Source organism: Streptomyces sp. NPDC001941 (genome assembly GCF_040296945.1).
In the GTDB taxonomy this organism is placed as follows: Bacteria; Actinomycetota; Actinomycetes; order Streptomycetales; family Streptomycetaceae; genus Streptomyces.
This window is the reverse complement of sequence record NZ_JBEOYE010000067.1, coordinates 37,930-52,608: the sequence shown is the minus strand read 5'-3', so window position 1 is coordinate 52,608 and position 14,679 is coordinate 37,930. Positions and strand designations below refer to the sequence as shown.

Below are 14,679 nucleotides of genomic sequence, written 5' to 3'. Positions count from 1 at the left end.
GCGGTCTTGTGCGGCACGGCGGACGGCGACGAGGGCGCGGCCTGCGCGGGCGCGTTCGGGACCGGCTTCGCCAGGGGCGCCGGACGGCTGCCGCTCGGGCTCGGGGAGGGCGTCAGGGGCGGGGTCACGCCGAACTCCCCGGGCGCCTCCTGGCCACCCCCGTCCAGCACGGTCCCGGCCACCGCGGTCGAAGCACGGTCGGGGTCGTCGTCGTCCTGCCCCGCGAGCACGAGGAAGGGTACGGAGACCAGCAGCGCCCCGGCCACCGCCGCGCCCGCGAGCGCCGCCTTGCCGGGGCGGCCCACCGGACCGTCCTCCTGCGGCTTGCCGATGGCGGTGGCGGTCATGGTGCGTACGAGCGCGGGGAGCCGGCTCTGGGCGACGGCGGCGGAACCGGAGTCGGGGTCCGGGTCGGCCTCGGAGTCGGGTGCGGATGTGGACGTGGGCGCGGGCGCGGGCGCTCTGGTGGGGTCTGCTCCGGGGTCGGCAGCGGCGCCGGACACGGCGGGTCGGGGCTTCGCGCTCTCTTCGGGCGCTTCGTTGTCCCCACCGGGCGCTTCGTTCGTCGCCTCGGGCGCTTCGTTGTCCGCGCCGGGCGCCTCGCACTTCGCCCCGGACACCCCGGATGCCCCGGTCGGTGCGGGCTCCCCGTCCGGCTCGCTCTGGCCCGTCGTACCGGCCCGGACCGTCGCCCCGGCCTCCGCAGCCGGGGCGCTACCGGCCTGGGATCCGGTGGAACCGGCCGCCGTGGGGCCGGACCCCGTCGCCGGGGCCTCCTGGTCGGGAGCGCTCTCGGCGCGCGGGGGCGAGCCGTCGGGCTGGGGGGTGGAACGCGTCACGGGGTGGTCCTCCCTGTGGTGTGGGGCCAGGGTGTGGAGGGGCCGGTGCCGGGTGGCGGCGTCGCGAGGGTGCCATCCACGGCTTCGGGCGCCGCTGCCTTGGTCGTCGCCGCCCCGGCGGGCTGCCGAAGGCTGTCGGCGGGGATGAACAACGGTGCCGCCGCAGCGGCGTTGACCAGCAGCATCGTCTCCGTACCCACCTGTGAACGGGCCAGTTCACGGGCAGGAAGCGTGTCATGGTGAAGTGCCGAGGACATGAACGCGTGGGCGGGCGAAGTGAACACCAGGACAACCGGGTCCCCGTCACGGCCCGGCGCGGTCAACGGGCTTCCGTCCGGCCCGCGCACCACCGTGACGTCGGCCTCGGCGAGCGCCGCGAGCGCCGCCCCCACCGTGCCGTAGCCCGTGGCCGCCCGCTGTGCCGCGGCGTCGACGGGGTCGGTGGGCTCCGGCCAGCCGAGGACGCGCGGCGAGGGACGGTAGGCGGGGTTGGGGCGGTACTCGCCCACGTCGCCGCCCTCCTCGGAGCGCCACTCCCCCAGCACCGCCCACTCCGGCGGGGTGTCGTCCCCGGTGAACTCCGGGTCGGCCATGCCGATCCAGTGGCCCGGTGCCCGGCGGGCGGCGAGCCGTACGGCCTCGGGTATCGGTGCCGGTGGTTCGGCACCTGCGACGGGGTCTTCGGCGGGCGACGGTGGCACCGGCGCGTCGGCAGGTGCCACGGGCAGCACGGACGCGTCGCCCTGGTGGGCCTCTTGCCGTTCTCCGGGCCGCATCTCCACCTGAACTCTTCGGTCCGTACGGGTCTCTCGGGTGTCGCACCGGCGTCGCACGAGCGCGGGTATCGGTTTCGCGTGCGCGGGCGTCCGGTCGGATCGGGGAGCCAACAGGATGCCACACGCACCGCGCTCGTGGGGGCCCGGGCCGGGCCCGTATGGCCTGTTGGTGTGCCCGTAACCTGCCCGGTTGCGGGAACTTACCCGGATCAGTGAGGCGCGTCCGGACAAACCGATGTGTACGAGGAGTGGAGGACGCACTCTGGATCGCCGCGGCGGGATAGGTTGGCCGACGAAACGGTCCGAGTCGGCGACGACGTACGCGAGTTCCCCGGTTCGCCGGTTCGTCGTGGCGCGCCGCTCGGTCGAGGGTGCCTGCCCCGCCTCAGGCGCCGCGCGCGGGACCCGCACGTCCACACCGCGTGCTACCGCGCAGGCGCAGTGCACCCGTCCCTGCCAGTCCCGCCCCCGAGGAGGACGACCGCATGGCTCCCGAGCACGCTCCGCGAGGTGCGAACACCGAGACGGAACCGGCCGGTTCGACGGAGAGCGCTTCCGCACCGCCCACGGCTCCCGCTCCCGTCACCGAACCACAGCGGGCTGAGGCGGAGGAAAAACCGAAGGCGGAAAAGGGGACTGACGAGCCGTCATCGGCCGCAGCACCCGAGGCGTCCGCTGAAGTCACGGAAGCGTCCGCCGAGGTCCCGAAGGCGTCCGCCACGGCTCCGGAGCCGTCCACCGCGACGCAGGCCGCCGCACCAGCCGCCGTGGCACCCGGCGAGAGCACGACCGCCGCACCGGAGCCGGAACCCGCCACCCAGGCCGCCGTGGCGGTGGCGACGCCCCCGGAGGTCAGCACCGCGACCGCCACCCACGGCGGGCGCCCCCGCAAGCCGGTCCTCGCGGGTGCCGCGGTCCTCGGCGCGGTCCTGGTAGCCGTCCCCCTCATCATGATCGGGAGCGGCCGCGACCAGGGGCCCGGGGACGACGGCAGGCGCTCCGCCGCGGTCGGGGCCGACACCGTCCTCGACCCGGGGGCCACGGCGCCCGCCGCCGTCGACGACTACGTGGCCGCCACGCCCAGCCCGTCGCCGAGCAACGTGACGCCCTCCGCTCCCCCGAAGCCGGTCACCAAGCCGGCCCCGCCCACGCGGGAAGCCTCGCCGAGCCGCCCGGCCGAGAGGAAGGCGACACCGAAGCCCAAGGCGGCGCCCAAGGCGGCGCCGAAGCCGAAGTGGAGCGAGACGTCGGTCTCGGCGCCCAGCGTCCTCGAGGTCAACCAGGCGTGGACCACCAACCGCATCCGCCTGGTGATGCAGACCGACGGCAACCTGGTCGTATACGACGAGAACGGGAATCCCCGGTGGGCCGCCATGACCTTCGGCCAGAACCACCGGGCGATCTTCCAGCAGGACGGCAACCTCGTCATCCACAACGGCGACGACCGCCCCATCTGGGCGTCACGGACGCACGGCCACGAGGGTGCCCGACTGGTGCTGCGCCCCGACGGCAAGGTCGTCATCATCCACAACGGCCAGGTCATATGGTCGACTTGACATCCTCCCCCTCCTAAAGGCATGACCACGTGACCCGCGCTCAGCCGGATGGTGGCGGTCGCCGAGTTCACGCCGTACCGCCCCGACTCCCTACCAGTTGCCGCCGCCCTTGACGCTCGTGCCCTGCGGGCACGTCAGCGTCCAGTCCCACTGCCCCTCGTCGCCCTTGGGGAAGATGTGGAAGCCGTCGCCGCACTCGACGTAGACGCGGTAGACGTCCCCGGTGCACGTCATCGAGAACTCCCGCTCCCCGGTCGCGCGCCCCTTCCAGCAGACCGTTCCGCTCACCTGCTGGGGCGCCGTCGCGGCCGGGCGGGCCAGCTCCAGCTGAGGCGCGGGAGCGAGCGCCGATACGGTGCTGATCGGTGCCCCGGCTCCGTTCGTCCCCACGGCGACCGCGGGTTCGGGTACCCCCGCGGCCCCGGCCTCACCTGCGAAGACGCCGCACAGGACCACGACGGCCGATGCGGCGGTGGCACGACGCCAGGACTTCATGCTCCACTCCAGGGGATGCGACACCGGACCCGGTTTCTCGACGCTAGGCCCTGTGGAACGCGTCCGCCCGCCGACGCCCGCCTCCGTGGGCCATCCGGGGGGCGCCGATGTGTGTGCCGCCGTGCTCGATGCCACGGACTCGGAGCAGCGGGCGCGCGGCCTACGGCTGGAGCGGCGGTGGGGGCGCGGGCCACAGTGTCGTGACGTCGTCGGCGGGAGGTTCACTCGTCATCCTGTACGTGGCACCCCCATCGCCCCCGATCGCGCGGGAGGTGTCCGGGGCGTCCCCGTCGTAGCGCGGCCACCCGGGGTCCCCCGTCTCGGTGAAGGCCCGCCACGCACCGACCAGTTGGTCGCGCACGGCCAGGCGCTCGGGGGTGGCGGCGTCCACCTCGGCGAGTTTGTCGAAGACGTAGAGCAGGTCGCTGCCGTGGAAGGCGCCCATGTCCGGGCCGCACGGTTCTTCGCACAGCAGGTAGTGGTGGGCGCGCCCGCCCGCGGCGGTCTGGGCCCGCGCGAGGCGGGTGGCCGGGACCCGGTAGACGGCGTCGCTCAGGAACGCGGTGCGCAGGTCGGCCAGGTCCGTCAGCCGGGTGCGCTCGCGGTAGGCGTCGAGGAGCGCGGCCGGATCGGTGGCGCCGATGCGCCGCATGTCGGTGTGGAGCGCTTCGTCGTCGGCCGGGCGGTACGCGTCGCCGGCCAGCAGCTGGAACACGCGCACCTCGTCCCGGGTGGCGCCGATCAGCAGGGGGACGTCGGCGAGGGCGCCTGATTCCACGGCCTGCTGCGGGTCGCGTGGCAGGACGTCGCCGTCGAGCACGGTCGCCCAGGCCCGGCCGCCGGGCAGGTTGCGCGCGCCGATGTCGCCGGAGACCACGCCGCCCTGGGCGTCCAGGATCTTCCGGGTCGGGACCGTCGCCAGGCCGTCGGGGTCCTCGATCCCCAGCGCGTCGAGCAGGTCGCGTGCCACGGAGGCCGCGGTCGCGCGGTCGGTGATCCGGGAGGTGCTGCCGCTCTGCAGGATCGCCTTGTGGAACAGCCCGGCGGCCGCGGGGGCGCCCAGCAGGGCTCCGATGGAGAACGCGCCCGCGGACTGGCCCGCGAGGGTGACGTTTCCCGGGTCTCCCCCGAAGGCGGCGATGTTCTCGTGGACCCAGCGCAGGGCCGCGATCTGGTCCTGCTGGGCGAGGTTGGTGCTGCGGGCCCACCGGCCGCCGTAATCGGCGAGGTGCAGGAACCCGAACGCGCCGAGACGGTAGTTGGCGGCCACGACGACCGCGCCGGTCCCCCGGGCCAGGGCCTGGCCGTCGCTGTACGGGGGGCGCGGCCGAGCCGGCCTCGAACCCCCCGCCGTAGATCCACAGGATCACCGGGCGGGGAGCGCTCGGCGTCGCGGAGCCGGGGGTCCACACGTTGAGGTAGAGGCAGTCCTCGGAGGTCTTGGTGATCGATGCCGTGGGGAAGCTGGGAAAGCTGGACTTCCCGCCGTCCGCCGGTGCCAGGCCGGACGCCCCCTGGGCGGGAGCGGCGGCGAACTCCCGGGCCGGCCGTACCTCGCGCCAGGGCTCGGGCGGCTGCGGCGGCTGGAACCGCAGGTCGCCCACCGGGGGCGCCGCGAAGGGGATCCCGGCGTACGTCCGGGTACCGTCGGACAGCTCGCCACCGCGTACCGGTCCCGCGGTGGTCTCGGCCAAGAGCTTGTCGGTCATGACACCATCCGGCCTTCCTCGCGTACGACGATCCCCCGGCGATCGTCACACCTTCCGGGCGGTCGCGCACGGTGCCCGCCGGCGCGCGACGCGGCCTCGACACCGTGCCGGAGGACACGCGGTGCAACGCCGCCACGCTCACCCCGGACGGGTCGTCTTTCCCTCCGAGTGGAGCCCTGACTTGCCCCTCACGTCAACGTCAGGTCTTAACGTCGACGACGTCACGGCACACCAAGCCATCCGGACGAACAAGGCAGGTCATGATGCGCGCAGCCCGCTTCCACGAGTACGGCGGTACGGACACCCTCGTCGTCGAACAGGCCCCGGATCCGCTGCCCGGCCCCGGAGAGATCCGCGTCCGTGTCACGGCGGCGAGCGTCAATCCCATCGACTGGAAGGTACGCAACGGCTCGCTGCGCGACCTCCTCCCGGTCGAGCTGCCCGCGATCCCGGGACGCGACGTCGTCGGCCTGGTGGACCAGGTCGGCGAGGGGGTCGGCTCGGTCGGCGTCGGAGACCGCGTCTTCGGCCTGGGCGGGGTGACGGGCGCGACGGCCGAGCTCGCGGTGCTCACCGCGTGGGCTCCCGCCCCCGCCGACTGGAGCGACGCGGAGGCCGCCGCGGCCGGCCTGGCTTCCGTGACAGCACTGGGCGGACTCAAGGCACTCGGCCCGCTGGAGGGGCGCACCCTGCTGGTCGAGGGGGCGGCCGGAGGAGTCGGCGGCGCGGCGGTCGAGATCGCCCGCGCGCTGGGGGCCACCGTGATCGGGACCGCCAGTGAGCGCAACCACGCGTACCTCACCTCGCTCGGCGCCCTGCCGGTCACCTACGGCGCGGGCTTGGCGGGACGCCTGTCCGGTCTGGCCCCGAACGGGGTCGACCTCGTCCTCGACGCCGCCGCGTCCGGCTCCCTGGCGGACCTGGTCGAGATCGCGGGCGGCCCGGACCGCGTGGTGACGGTCGCCGACCACGCGAACGCACAGCGCCTGGGCGTGCGGGTGGTCAACGCGGTCAACGACTCCACGCTCCTCGCCGAAGCGGGCGCTCTCGGCGCCCAGGGCCGCTACACGCCGCACGTCGAAGCGACCTACCCCCTGGAGCAGATCGCGAAGGCACACGCCCACTCCGAGGGCGGACACGTCCGGGGAAAGATCGTGGTCACGCTCTGACCCCGCCTGCCGGACCAGACGCGGCCCGACAACGTCCGGCGCGCGTGCCACGGCGGCCCGTACGAGGTGTTGCTCGTCCTGTGTCGATCAGGAGGGACGGGGCATGAAGGTCTCGCCCAGTCGTCATTTGCTCATGGTCTGGGCTTGTGCCACCGCGGCCTGATTGCTCGCCTTCACCTGCTCCAGATCCGCCTGGTGGGCCCGGATCGCCTTCTGCTGGAGCCGGGCCTCCACGTCGAACCACGTCCTGGTGACCTGGTGCTCGTTCCGGCAGGCGACGTCGGCCGTGGCGGTCGCGATCTCCAGGGCCGTCACGGTGTCGCGATTGTTGAACCGGAGGTCGTCCTGGGCGTCCTTCGGCTTCGCGTACGTATGCCCCTTGCCCTTCATGCAGGCGGACCACTCGGCGAGCACCGCCTTCACCCTGGGATCCGCGGCCGCGGCCTGGAAGGACTCCCTGCTGATCTTCTCCACCAGCGGGGAGGGCGCGTCCATCGGAGCCGAACTACCCGCACCCAGAGTGCAGCTCTCCTCGGTCTGCGGGTCCGCGCCCGTTCTGTCGACGGCGCCTTCGAGCATGGCCTCGTCGTACGCCTTCTGTTCACCAACGTCCGGCCGGTAGCCGCGCCGGGCCGCCAGGGCGGCGTCGTGGATCCCGTACCGGCGGTCCACCAGGCTCTTGCCGCTCAGCGCCGGCAGGCTGGGGGGCGGCTTCCAGCTCGCGAAGCCGTTCCGGGCCATGCACGCGTCGATCAGTTCATCGCGTATGCCCTCGATCGTGCGCTCCTGCTGCGCCGTCAGCATGTACGTCTCGATCGGCAGCTTCCACGTCGCGGGATTGTCCGGATCACCCACCACGGCAGCCGGTACCGCGGCTCCCGGACCAAGGGCGTCCGCCGCTGGCCGCACCGGTCCGGTGGAGGCTTCCCTCCCGCACCCGGCCAAGGCGCCCACAGCTACCGCACCTGCCGCGAGAGCACCCGCCACACGCTTCACTGCCCTCGCTGTCACGCGCACCGAACCCACTGCGGCCCCGCCCTTCCGCGGTCTCCCCCACCGTTCAAGGACACGCTATTGCCCCTCGCCCACCGGAAAGGAAGCGTGCTCGACGCGGAGGCGCGAGAATCGGTCACCGCTTCGACGAAACGACCCCTGGCCAGGAGATCGAACGTCAGTCGACCCAGGTCACCACCGCCAGGCGACGCTCAGACGCCAAGCGGTAGAAGGCCCGAAGCGCCTCGAAGTGCTCGGTGAGGTAGGCCGGGAGGTTTCCCGCGAACCCGTCCAGGCCGGAGACCTGGGCCGCCAGGACGGGGTCCTCGGGGAAGAGCGCCAGGGCCGTGTTCCAGTCGATGGCATCGAGCAGGCCGGCGATCTCGCCCACGTCCCGGGGTCGCACGAGAGCGGGAGGGGTGTCCATACGGTCATAGAACTCCAAATGATCAAGGAAAGCGACGCCGGCGGCATCCCCGTGGATGCTCCGTTCCAGAGCTTCGATGTGCGCCGGGTCGATGCGAGCCCAACGGAAGAGCCTGATCAGGCCCCACATCGCCCAGTCCAGATCGAGGACGTCCTCGTCCGGCGGATCCCACCGGGGGTCGCCACTGGGCGACTCCTCAGCGGCCTGACGGCACCGGGCCAGGTACGCAGGGCTCACGCGCGCGAGGTTCTGGGTCAGGGCCATGGGCGGCAGTCTGGCAGGTACCCGCCTCCGCCTCGGCACCCCCACGTCATCGGGTCACGCCCCCGCCCGCCGGGGCCTCGCCCGACGCGGTCCCCTCCGGCGGGCCCCCGTCCAGCAATGCGCACCCCAGCGGTGTCAGGGCGTGCACCACGCCCGGGCCGCTGCGGCGCGTGGTCAGCAGACCCGCCGCGCGCAGTACCGACGCGTGATGGCTCGCCGTCGCCGCCGACGTGCCCGTGCGGCGCGCCAGTTCGGCCGTGCCCGCCGGGCTGATCGCCGCGCGCAGGGTCCGCGCCCGGGTGGCGCCGAGCAGCGCCGTCAGACCCGCGCCGGTGGCCCCGGTGCTCGACGTCATGACCGCCGCCCGTTCCAGGAGCGAGCCCGCCAGCGGGTAGCGCAGCACCAGCGGCCGGTCCGGGTCCGCGTTGTCCACGAGTGCCAGTGGACGTGCGCAGAAGAACGTGGGTACCAACAGCACTCCCCGGCCGCCGAGTTCGATGTCCGCGTCCATGTCGCACGGCACCGACAGGGCGTCGGGGCGCCACGTGACCTCCGGGTGCAGTCCCGCCAGCAGACCCTCCACGCCCGCGTCCACGGCCGTCAGCGCCTGCCGGGTCCGCTCGGAATGCGCCGCCGCCACCAGCTGCGCCCAGTACGGTGCCACCGCCAGCGCGTGGTAGGCGCTCAACTGCCTTCCCACCAGCGCCGACCACGTCCGGTCGCCCTGGTGCAGGGCGTGGATCCAGCGCGGCACGCGCGGCCGCAGCAACTGCGTCGCCCCCCAGTCCGCCCGCCACTGCGGCCGGGGCAGCGACCAGGTGGCGTCCAGGCTGTCGTCGAGCGTGGGCGTCGCCGCGTGCGTGAACGCCTCGGGTACGTACTCCCCGTGTCCCGCCGGCGACAGTTCGAGCAGGACCCGCATCTCCGGGCGCACCCCGCGCCGGGTGCGCTCGCGCCAGCCGCCGAGCGCGGTGTCGCCGGGCCGCCCCGGACGCGCCGTCTGGAGCAGGGGCAGGCTCAGGATCGTCTCGGCGAGCGGGTCCGGACGCGGCGCGACGCGGACGCGGGTCAGGTCCTCGGCGGTGAAGTGGATGCGCAGCACACGATCACGCTAGGGCGGGCCCCGGCGGAACGGTGCGCTCCGAAGATCCCTTGGCCGGAAGTCCCGCACCGGTCAGCGAAATGTCTGGATTCGACGGAGCTCGAAGGGCTTTGAGGGGCGGCGCCCGGGGGCGCGAGAGTTGCCCGGCGACGGGGGCATCTCCCCCGTCCGCACCGATCCCACGAGACCGATCCCATGAGATGGAGCAGCAACATGAAGCCGCGCAGTTCGTTCGTCGTACGCGCCGGGGTGGCCGCCTCCGCCGCCCTCACCGCCACCGCCGTCCTGGCCGGGCCCGCCCACGCCGGGGTGTCGGGCCAGTACACCTTCCGCAACGCCGCCACCGGCAAGTGCCTGGACATTCAGGCGGGTTCGACGGCGGACAACGCCGTGCTCCAGCAGTTCAGCTGCAACGGCAAGTCCCACCAGCGCTTCTCGCTGGCCTTCCAGGTGGACGACCCGACCTCGCTGATGAGGGCGACGCACTCCAACAAGTGTCTCCAGGTGTTCAGTTCCACGCCCGGCAGCACCATCGTCCAGCGCCCCTGCGACAACGTCTCCCAGCAGCGATGGGAGTTCGTCGAACTGGGCGGCAACTCCGTCCTGGTGAAGAACACCGCGAGCGGCCTGTGCCTTGACGACGGCGGCGCCCCTTCCGGCAGCCGCCGCGAGGTCCGCCAGACCGTCTGCACCGGCGCCGCCACTCAGGTCTGGGCACGCTGAGGCGTATAGCGAAGAGTCGCGGATGGGTCCCGCTGCCCTGTTCGGGGGCGGGACCCTTCCGCTGGGTGCGGGTGCGGCCGTCGGGTCAGCCGATGGGGATGGAGTTCCACGCCACCACGGCCGAGCCGTCCCGCGTGGTGACCGGTGACCACAGCGGTCGACGGGAGGGAACCCGCGTCGGCGAGTCGGTCCGCAGATCGTGCCAGGGGGGTTGGCCCGCTCCTCGCCGTTCCCGATGCCGATGTCGACGAGGAAGCGCAGTACAGCGGGCCCACGCGCCGAGCCGGTACCCGCAGGTCCGGCCCGGCCGTCGGCGCCCCTCCCGGGTGTGGTGACGGCGAGACCCCGGGTCAGTGGCGTCACCCTCAGCAAGACGTGCGCCCGGGTCCACGCGCAGGTGCTGCGCGGACCCGGACGTCGTGGAGAAGCGGCCGGGCCTCACCAGGGACCGGCCGCCGACGTCCCTCAGGCGCAACCGAAGTAGAACCACCCGAGGTACGACCCGTAGCCTCCGCCCTGGGTCGCGCGGTACATCCGTACTCCACCGCAGCCGACACGCGTGCGCATGTTGCGGTACATCCAGGTCCAGATGGTGCCGCCCCACGGAGCGTAACCGGAGTTGTAGAGGTCGGTACCGCTCTGGTTCTGCAGCCACAAGGACGCCTGGTCCGGCAGGTACCCCGTGTTGTACGTCACCTTCACCCACTCGCTCTGGCACGAGGTGGAGTAGCGGAGGTAGCCGTGTCCCGCCACGGCGCCGTTGGCGGGGTCGCGGATCGTGAACTCGCCGCCCGGCATCTGAGCGGTCGTCAGGTTGATGCCAGAGGCGTCGCACCCGCTCTGGCGCGGATCCCCGTCCCCGGCCGCGAAGGCGGAGGGGCCAGTGGAGACCATGGCCGCGAGAGCGAGCACCAGCGACACCAGCACGACGGCCGCACGCCGTCGGGGGGTGGCAGGGGCGGTCGGGTTGCGCAGGGGCATGCGGAGCCTCCCGGAGTCGGGGCGCGAGTGCGCCGGACTTCGTTATAGGCACCTGGCGGAAGGAGCGGGCCGGGCGTTGCGGCGTGCCCGGCAGCACGCAACGGCCTGCCGACGCGGCCGCATCGGTAACGGGGGCGGCCGAAAAGCAGCCACGCCACGATGGCCTGAAGGCGCCGTGCGGCGGTGGCGGTTCGGGGAGAACCTGGAAACGCAGGCCGCAATGTTCCGATGCGTTCGGATGTGTGCGTCATGGAAATGGACAGCGTCTCCCCCCTCGTGAGTGCCGCGCGCGCCGCGGGCTGGCTGTTGCGGGCCAGCCGGTGCGCGCGCACCGATCCGCGTCTGCGCTCCGTCCGCTCCTTCGCCCTCCTGGTCGGCGACGGTCCCCGCCCCGTGAACGCGAGCACCGTCTCGCGGTGGGAGAACGGCCTGCTGCCCCTTCCCTTCACCGTCGTTCGGCGCTACGAGGAGGTACTCGGCCTGCCCTCTCACAGCCTCGTGTCGGTGATCGAGACGCATCTGCGCTACCACGGCGGCCGCCCCGTCGCCGGGCCCCCGCTGGGCCGTCCCCCCACCGAGGACGACGACGCGGCGCACCGGCGCCTGGACGAGTTGCTGGACCGGGTCCTGGGCGAGGACGTCGTCACCGGCGTCGAGTGGGACGAGCTGACCTCGCGCCTCACCACCGAGGGCTACCGCGTCACGCCGAGCGCTTCACGGACCGCCCTCTGCGAACGGCTCCTCGACGAGACCATCGCGTCGAGCGGCCTCCCCTGGATGCAGCGCTTCGAGGCCCTCAGCAGACTCCTGGCGCACGGGCACTGGGCCGAGGACATCATCTCCCTGTGCGCGGACGCGGCACGCGACCCGTACCAGGCGGGGCTGATCGAGGTGGTCTGCCTCCTGGACGGAAGCGACCGGCCCGCCGCGACAGCCACCGTCCTGCGCCAGCTGCTTCGGCCCACCAACGGGGACGCCCACCTCGGCGCGCTGCTGGCGAGCGTCCGCAAGCTTCGCGGGGGGCACTTCCGCCCGGAGGAGGCCACCACCGTGGCCCGCGCCGTGGCGGGTCTGGTCCACGAGTCGGCGATGGCGCCAGAGATCGCGGAACTCGTCGGTGCGCTGATCGGCTCCCTGCCCCTCTCCCAGCGGGAGCGCACCGCGTTCACGCGCCGCACCACGGCGCACGCCGGTGTCCAGGAAGTGGTGCGCCACGGCCGACTGGTGGAACCAGGTGCGGGACGCGTCGTCCTCGCACGCGTGCTCAGCCGCGTCCCCGCGCTGCCCGCCGCCCATGCGGGACCGGACGCGGTACTCGCCAACCTGGTGGACGAGGTGCTGCACCACCCCGTGCCCGACGTACGCCTCTACTCCGCGATGCTGCTGCGCGCCAGCCCGTACCGTGAAGCCGTCGCCGCTTCCGTAGCCGCCGAGCTGCGGTCGTCGGCCACCCTGGCCGCCGCGGAGCGCACGATTCCGCTGTTGCAGTGCCTGCGCGTCCTGGGCGGCCCGCGGCAACGGGAGGCCGTCATGGGGCTCACCGTCGCCCGGGGGCTGCCGGACTCGGTGGTACGGGCCGCCATCCACGCGATCGGTCATGTGGAGGGCCTCAGTTCGCAGCACTACTGGCACCAACTGCTGCGCCACCACGCGACCGGGCGCCGCTTCCAGGACGCCGAGCTGAAGCGTCTCGTCTACGGGATGGCGATGGCGGGCGAGGCCGAGATCCTGCGGCACTTCGCCACCGAGGGATCAGGTCCGCTCTCAGCGCTCGCCGCTTGGTGGACCAACCTGCCGGTGCACGTCAGGGCGAGCGCCCGCGCGTGAGGGCTGCGGTGGTCGCGACGCCGGGGCTGGTGCTGGTGGTGCAAGCCGCGGAACCGAGCGCCGCGCCGACGTGACGGCCGGCTGCGGCGAAGCGCGGATCAGGCGTCGCGGCGGTGGACGCTGACGGCGTAGCCGCCGCCGGTGTAGGGCGCCGCGTCCCAGGTGGCGAAGCGGTCGAGGAGGGTGAGGCCGGCGGCGGCGCAGTGGGTGTCGTACTCCTCCAGGGTGAGGGCCGGGGGCACGGGCAGGTGGGCCGCGTCCAGGCCGAAGCCGGCGACCAGCAGCCCGCCGGGGCGCAGCGCCGCCGTCAGGCGTTTGAGCACCTCGGCCTCGGTGCCGGGCGCGACGAGCGGCATGACGTTCCCGGCGGCGACGACGAGGTCGAAGTCCGCGGCGACGCCGAGCACGGCCGGGTCGAACGCGGCCAGGTCGGCCTGGAACCAGGGCAGCCGGGGCGCCCGCTCCCGCGCCACTTCCAGCATCGAGGAGTCCAGGTCGACGCCGACGCAGTCGTAGCCGAGTTCGGCCAGCCGGAGCATGACGCGCCCGGTGCCGCACCCGGCGTCGAGCACCCGGGCGCCGGGCTCCACCAGGGCCGCGCAGAACGCCGCCTCGCCGTGCATGTCCTTCCCGCTGCGGGCCAGCGCCTCGAAGCGCGCCGCGTACTCGTCCCCGGACGTTCCCCCGGTCAGTTCCTGCCATCGGCTCATGGGGCCGACTGTAGATCGTCGGGGGCGCCGCGGCCGACACCAGGGCCGCCGGGCGCGCGGAGCTGGTCGGATACCCTGGTCAGGTGGCGGACAGAACCGGCGGAGAGCCGCAGACCGACGGACGCTCCACCCGGTGGGACGAGCACAAGGCGCAGCGTCAGCTCGAGTTGGTGGACGCCGCCGTCGCGCTCATCGAGGAGGAGGGCACGCGCTTCCGCGTGCAGCGGCTGGCGGAGCGGGTGGGGCTGCCGCGCTCGGTGCTCTACCGGCACTTCAAGGACCGCGCCACGCTGGACGAGCTGATCCGCAGGCGTGTGGTGGAGTCGTTCCTGCGGCGGATGGAACCCGCCCTCACCTTCGAGGGGACGGTCGAGGAGGCCGTGCACCGGGCGGTGGGCGCGCACCTGGACTGGGTGTCCCAACACCCGCGCCTGTACGCCTACATGGGGGTCGCCGAGCACGGGATGGGTGACGGCTCGCTGGTGGCGGACACCAAGACGGCCATCGCCCTGATGCTGAACGAGCGGTTCGGGGACGTGCTCAAGGCGCTCGGGGTGCCGCAGGCGCCGATCCTCTCGGTCGCGATCGGCATCGTGGGCTTCGTGGACACCGTGGTCAACCAGTGGGTGCACGACGACCGGCGCGAGCAGTCGGCGGAGGAGTTGCGGGCGATGCTGTGCCGCTCGGTCTGGGCGGTCCTGGACGCGACGCTCCGCGACCTGGGCGTGGAACTGTCGCCGCAGCAGCGCGTGTCGGACCTGGAGCGGAGCTGACCGGACTGCTCGCCGCCCGGGCCGCGGCGGCCCGGACCGCACCCCGTCCGGGCTGCGGCGGCCGTCAGCCGCGTCCTTGGGAAGCGGCTCCTGCTGCCGCGCGGCGCAGGGACGGGAGGTCCGTGAGCTTGACGCGGGGACGCCCCTGGGCCTCGCCCTCCGCCCGCTCCGCGCGGTCGATCGCCCGCCATTCCTCCAGCCCCAGGGCGCCGTGCCCCCGGGGCCCGGGGGGCGGCGGCCGGGGGGGGGGGGGGGCGGCGCAGTCGTCCCGGCGGGGGGCGCCGGGGTCCGGGGGGCCCGGGTTTGTAGGCCCGCTGAAGCCCCGGGCCCCCCCG

General features: G+C 73.6%; 13 protein-coding genes and 2 pseudogenes. 5 read left to right on the top strand and 10 right to left on the bottom strand.

Annotated features, from left to right (window positions below; all coding sequences use genetic code 11):
* Together ABT160_RS33535 and ABT160_RS33530 are read right to left on the bottom strand one after the other, a co-directional pair.
* Positions 1 to 839: pseudogene (locus ABT160_RS33535) on the bottom strand (hypothetical protein); the annotation flags it as partial.
* Positions 836 to 1,615: a type VII secretion system-associated protein gene (locus ABT160_RS33530; RefSeq protein ID WP_351651723.1), complete on the bottom strand. Its 780-nt coding sequence runs from the start codon at positions 1,613 to 1,615 to the stop codon at positions 836 to 838. The pseudogene ABT160_RS33535 and the gene ABT160_RS33530, both read right to left, overlap by 4 nt.
* A 767-nt stretch (positions 1,616 to 2,382) precedes the next feature.
* On the opposite strand from ABT160_RS33530, the gene ABT160_RS33525 reads away from it, so the two are divergent.
* A complete protein-coding gene (locus ABT160_RS33525) occupies positions 2,383 to 3,171 on the top strand; it encodes a mannose-binding protein (RefSeq protein ID WP_351651719.1) in 789 nt (262 codons plus the stop codon).
* A gap of 90 nt (positions 3,172 to 3,261) precedes the next feature.
* On the opposite strand, the gene ABT160_RS33520 is transcribed toward ABT160_RS33525, so the two are convergent.
* The 3 genes and pseudogenes from ABT160_RS33520 to ABT160_RS33510 all read right to left on the bottom strand — a co-directional run.
* Complete coding sequence (locus tag ABT160_RS33520; protein WP_351651718.1) at positions 3,262 to 3,666, bottom strand: hypothetical protein; 405 nt, start codon at positions 3,664 to 3,666, stop codon at positions 3,262 to 3,264.
* 160 nt (positions 3,667 to 3,826) lie between these two features.
* Positions 3,827 to 4,936: a carboxylesterase family protein gene (locus ABT160_RS33515; protein WP_351651717.1), complete on the bottom strand. Its 1,110-nt coding sequence runs from the start codon at positions 4,934 to 4,936 to the stop codon at positions 3,827 to 3,829.
* Between the two features lie 112 nt (positions 4,937 to 5,048).
* Positions 5,049 to 5,375, bottom strand: a pseudogene (locus ABT160_RS33510) (carboxylesterase family protein); the annotation flags it as partial.
* 263 nt (positions 5,376 to 5,638) lie between these two features.
* Here ABT160_RS33510 and ABT160_RS33505 point away from each other — a divergent pair.
* Positions 5,639 to 6,544: an NADP-dependent oxidoreductase gene (locus tag ABT160_RS33505; protein WP_351651722.1), complete on the top strand. Its 906-nt coding sequence runs from the start codon at positions 5,639 to 5,641 to the stop codon at positions 6,542 to 6,544.
* 123 nt (positions 6,545 to 6,667) lie between these two features.
* Here ABT160_RS33505 and ABT160_RS33500 read toward each other — a convergent pair whose 3' ends face one another.
* The 3 genes from ABT160_RS33500 to ABT160_RS33490 all read right to left on the bottom strand — a co-directional run bounded on the left by ABT160_RS33500 (position 6,668) and on the right by ABT160_RS33490 (position 9,330).
* Positions 6,668 to 7,399 carry a hypothetical protein gene (locus tag ABT160_RS33500; protein WP_351651716.1) on the bottom strand — a complete coding sequence of 244 codons (732 nt, stop codon included), beginning with the start codon at positions 7,397 to 7,399 and terminating at the stop codon, positions 6,668 to 6,670.
* A 316-nt stretch (positions 7,400 to 7,715) separates the two neighbouring features.
* Positions 7,716 to 8,228: a DUF1877 family protein gene (locus ABT160_RS33495; protein ID WP_351651715.1), complete on the bottom strand. Its 513-nt coding sequence runs from the start codon at positions 8,226 to 8,228 to the stop codon at positions 7,716 to 7,718.
* 46 nt (positions 8,229 to 8,274) lie between these two features.
* On the bottom strand, positions 8,275 to 9,330 hold the full coding sequence (locus tag ABT160_RS33490; RefSeq protein WP_351651714.1) for an ArsR/SmtB family transcription factor: 1,056 nt from the start codon (positions 9,328 to 9,330) through the stop codon (positions 8,275 to 8,277).
* A 213-nt stretch (positions 9,331 to 9,543) separates the two neighbouring features.
* Between ABT160_RS33490 and ABT160_RS33485 the strand changes: the two genes are divergently transcribed.
* Entirely contained in the window at positions 9,544 to 10,053 is a 510-nt protein-coding gene (locus tag ABT160_RS33485) for an RICIN domain-containing protein (protein ID WP_351651713.1), read from the top strand.
* A gap of 465 nt (positions 10,054 to 10,518) precedes the next feature.
* Here the strand turns inward: ABT160_RS33485 and ABT160_RS33480 are convergent, their stop codons facing one another.
* Complete coding sequence (locus ABT160_RS33480) at positions 10,519 to 11,034, bottom strand: hypothetical protein (protein WP_351651712.1); 516 nt, start codon at positions 11,032 to 11,034, stop codon at positions 10,519 to 10,521.
* Positions 11,035 to 11,283: 249 nt separating this feature from the next.
* On the opposite strand from ABT160_RS33480, the gene ABT160_RS33475 reads away from it, so the two are divergent.
* On the top strand, positions 11,284 to 12,861 hold the full coding sequence (locus tag ABT160_RS33475; protein WP_351651711.1) for a hypothetical protein: 1,578 nt from the start codon (positions 11,284 to 11,286) through the stop codon (positions 12,859 to 12,861).
* A gap of 98 nt (positions 12,862 to 12,959) precedes the next feature.
* Here the strand turns inward: ABT160_RS33475 and ABT160_RS33470 are convergent, their stop codons facing one another.
* Positions 12,960 to 13,571 carry a class I SAM-dependent methyltransferase gene (locus ABT160_RS33470; protein ID WP_351651710.1) on the bottom strand — a complete coding sequence of 204 codons (612 nt, stop codon included), beginning with the start codon at positions 13,569 to 13,571 and terminating at the stop codon, positions 12,960 to 12,962.
* 83 nt (positions 13,572 to 13,654) lie between these two features.
* Between ABT160_RS33470 and ABT160_RS33465 the strand changes: the two genes are divergently transcribed.
* A complete protein-coding gene (locus ABT160_RS33465) occupies positions 13,655 to 14,344 on the top strand; it encodes a TetR/AcrR family transcriptional regulator (RefSeq protein ID WP_351651709.1) in 690 nt (229 codons plus the stop codon).
* Positions 14,345 to 14,679 lie beyond the last annotated feature (335 nt).